The sequence below is a fragment of the Pseudomonadota bacterium genome (assembly GCA_010028905.1).
Classification (GTDB): Bacteria; Vulcanimicrobiota; Xenobia; order RGZZ01; family RGZZ01; genus RGZZ01.
Genome location: RGZZ01000500.1, coordinates 1 through 3,539, shown reverse-complemented (window position 1 = coordinate 3,539; position 3,539 = coordinate 1). Strand labels below are relative to the sequence as shown.

General features: G+C 67.6%; 3 protein-coding genes. All 3 read right to left on the bottom strand.

The features are described 5' to 3' along the window. On the bottom strand, window positions 1–1,543 hold a 1,543-nt coding region (locus tag EB084_21860), incomplete at its 3' end, for a zinc ribbon domain-containing protein (protein NDD30911.1). Further along, window positions 1,543–3,216 carry an Hsp70 family protein gene (locus EB084_21855; GenBank protein NDD30910.1) on the bottom strand — a complete coding sequence of 558 codons (1,674 nt, stop codon included), beginning with the start codon at window positions 3,214–3,216 and terminating at the stop codon, window positions 1,543–1,545. The genes EB084_21855 and EB084_21860, both read right to left, overlap by 1 nt. A gap of 9 nt (window positions 3,217–3,225) precedes the next feature. Then, window positions 3,226–3,539: nucleotide exchange factor GrpE (gene grpE, locus EB084_21850; GenBank protein NDD30909.1), on the bottom strand; the 314-nt coding region annotated here is incomplete at its 5' end.

The window sequence follows — 3,539 nt, the reverse complement described above, 5'->3', positions numbered from 1 at the left end:
CGGCCGCGACGCGAAAGGCCGACCATGCCTCGTCACCGCGCCCCGCCTCGAGGTGCTGCTCACCCGCCTGCACGGCGTCGCGGAAGCGCTGCTGAAAGGTCTCGAGAACCGCTTCGAGATCGCCCACCCCCCGACCGTCGGCCCCCACATATCCCGGCGCCACCGACGTGAGCAGCCGCAAGGTCTGGGCCGCAGACCGCAGACGGGTGCGTACGCACTCGTCGAAGCTGCGTCTCAGCGACTCGAGCGCCTCGCGCCGGGCCTCGAGGGCCTGACCGAGACGGCTCAGCTCAGCCCCCTTGGGCAGCACGCCCCTGCACTGCTCGAGCAGGGCCGACGCGGCACGCAGATCGCCGAGATCGAGGGCCTGCTCGAAACGGGGGGTGAGGCTTCGCAGGCGCAGATACGACGTGAGATGGTACCCGCACGCGGTGCACGCCGTCTGGCTCGTCGACATCGACGCCTTGCACTGCGCGCACTCGATGCGCAGCGGCTCGCCGCAGGCGCGGCAGTGCTGCACCGACGGCTCGTCGGGCGTGGCGGCGTTGCAGTAGCCGCAGACCACGAATGGCGTATCGGTCCACTCGACATGCGCCTTGATCTGATCGGCCATGGCGAGAATGATGTCGGTGGCCGCCGCGTCGGCGATGCCCTGCTCGACGGCCCAGACGCGCAGGGCGCTGAACTCGTGGCGATCGATGCGCTTGTCGGCCGCCGCAACCTCGAGACGCGACCGCAGCCCCTCGAGACGCTCGTAGTCGAGTGCGGCGCGATAGCGCGATCCGTCTTCGTTGATGAGGTACAGCTTGACCTGCGCCAGAAGCACCTGGGCAGCCGCCTTCTGCTCACTGACCGGTCGGCTCTTCCAGCTCTCGACCGTCTCTTCGTAGCGCGCCTCGACCTCGGCCACCGGTGCGTCGGGCGCGACACCGATGAAGTCGTACAGCGTCTTCTGCTTGAACACGGCCAGGTGCTTGCGAATGTTCGCCCTCGTAGACGCCGGCAGCCCCTCGTCGAGAGCCTGCGAACGAGACCCATCGCGCAGCGGAACCTTGAGCCGCTCCTCGATCTGGGCAACCGTGAATCCCCGTGTCTTGAACCGCGTGATGATGCGCTGGGTCTCTTCGGCCGTGCGGTAGCCCTTCGCGGCGATGATCCGGACGTACGATTCGAGCTCGCGCTCCGCGCCCAGGGCCTGCTCTCTGCGCATGGCCTCGACCGCGGTGCGCTGTTCGAGCCTTCGCCGGGGATCGGTGAGAACGGTTCGGGTGCGCTCGACCTCCTTGGGCTCGAGCAGCACGCCGAGCAGGGGCCCGTAGCTGGCGTTGTTCTTCTGCCGGTTCCAATACGAGAGCACGTCACTGATGGCCCGCCGGATCACATCGCCGTCGCTCACGTCGGGCGAGAGGCCGTAGCGGGCAAAGTAGTCCGGCAGCGACCCATCGGCGTGAAACGCCGCGAGGGCGGGCTTCAGAACGGTCTCTTGATAGGCCACGGCGTCGAATGGGGTGCTCGCCTGGCCCGCAGCCTCCGCCTCTTTCACTAGGAGACCTGGATTTGCATCAGATCAGAGCGTCGCTCGGCCACCTCTTCGTCTGAGAGAATGCCATCGACCTTGATCTGAAAGGTCACCTCGCGCTTCGAGTTCGGCTCGAAGCCCATCACCTCGAGCGTGCCGTCCTCGCGCAGGCGAAACTTGACGTGAATGGGAGCGCCCGCCGGCAGGGGCTGGGGAAGGCCGGTAAGCTCGCCGTCACCGATGAGGCGATTGTCTTCGAAGACGCTCGAGGCCACCTCGCCCGCCTGCTCCATGACGCGCAGGCGAACCGTCACCTGGTTGGCCACTCGCGTACCGAACCCCGTCTCGAGGTGCTCGGCCGGAAGCGGCGTGTTGGCGCCGATGAGATGCGCGACCTTGTCATTGTCACGATCGTCGACGATGGCCACGCCGAACGCCTTCGAGCTCACGTTTCGCACCCGCGTGCTGGCGTAGTCGGCCAGCTCCTTGCCCGGCAGGCGCAGCACGCGCCCCCCGTCCGCCGCCACCTTGCGGGCGACGTCTTCGAGCGTCTTTCGATCGACCTGCTCGAGGTCGACGTCGGCCGCCTGCCCCCCGCGGTCGGCGGCAATGGCCTCGCGCAGAAGCTCGCCCGCCACGAGCCGCACCCCCATCAGGGCAGCGCCCTTGGCCACCGCCAGATCGGGCTCGAACAGCTGCGACTCGATGCCAAACACCTCGCCCAGCCGCTTCGCCACCGCGGGCATCTTGCTCGACCCGCCCACCAGCAGCACTTGATCGATGCGGCTGTAGCCGCGCTCTTTCGCCTGCTCGAGCACATTACGGGTGAGCTCGACCGTCTGCTCGAGCAGATCGGCCGTGATCTCCTCGAACTTCTCGCGGGTGAGCTCGACGCGCTCGCGCACGCCGCCGTGCACCACCATCTGCGGCCAGCGATCCTTGGTCGACAGCCCCTTCTTGCAGGCCTCCGCCGCCGTCACCAGTTCTTGAAAGGCGTACGGATCGTCCCGGGGGTCACCGATGTCGGGGTGGCGCTCGACGAAGGCCTGGGCGAAGTAGTCGATGATGCGATCATCCCAGTCCTTGCCCCCGAGCCGGAAGTTGCCGCCCGTGCAGACCACCTCGATGGACTTCTCCTTGATGGCGATGACCGTGATGTCGAACGTGCCGCCACCGAGATCGTACACGAGAACCGTCTTCTCGACCCCGGCGTTGATGAGCCCGTAGCAGATGGCGGCCGCCGTGGGCTCGTTCAGAATGTGCCGCACGTTCAGCCCCGCGAGCTTGCCGGCGTTTCTCGTGGCCTCTCGCTCGTTGTTGCCGAAGTAGGCCGGGCAGGTGATGACCACATCGGTGATGGGCTCGCCCAGCGCCTGCGCGGCGTCGCCCACCACCTTGCGCAGCACCAGCGACGAGATCTCTTCCGGGGTGTGCTCGCGCCCGTCGACGTTGAAGCGATACGAACCGTCGCCCATGCTGCGCTTCACGAAGGCGGCGACCCGCTCCGGCTCGACCTTGCTGGCGTTCTTGGCCTGCACGCCCACCACCACGTTGGAGGGGTTCTCGAAGAAGACCACCGAGGGGGTCGTGAGCTCGCCCTCGGCGTTGGGAACGACCACGGGGCGTCCGGACTCGTCGCAATACGAGATGCACGAGTAGGTCGTGCCCAGATCGATTCCATACACACGTGTTGCCATGCTGCTCTCCTACTGTGCCGCCGCCTCGACGGGCGACGGGGGTTCTTGGTTCTGGGAAGGACGAAACGCGGTGACCACGACCTCGAGAGGGCGAAGCACCCGAGCCTCGGTGCGAAACCCGTAGCGCGCGATCTCGGCGACACACCGATCGCGGGCCGGGTCGTCGACGGGCACCGAGCCCACCACCCGCTGCTCCCGGGCCACGTACGGCGACCCGACGTCGGCGATGTACCGCTCGACGCCATAGCGCTCGAGAATGTCGGCCACCCCCTGGGCGAACGCGCCCAGGTCGCCCGCCGCCCCCTCGTGAGCCGCCGCCTCGG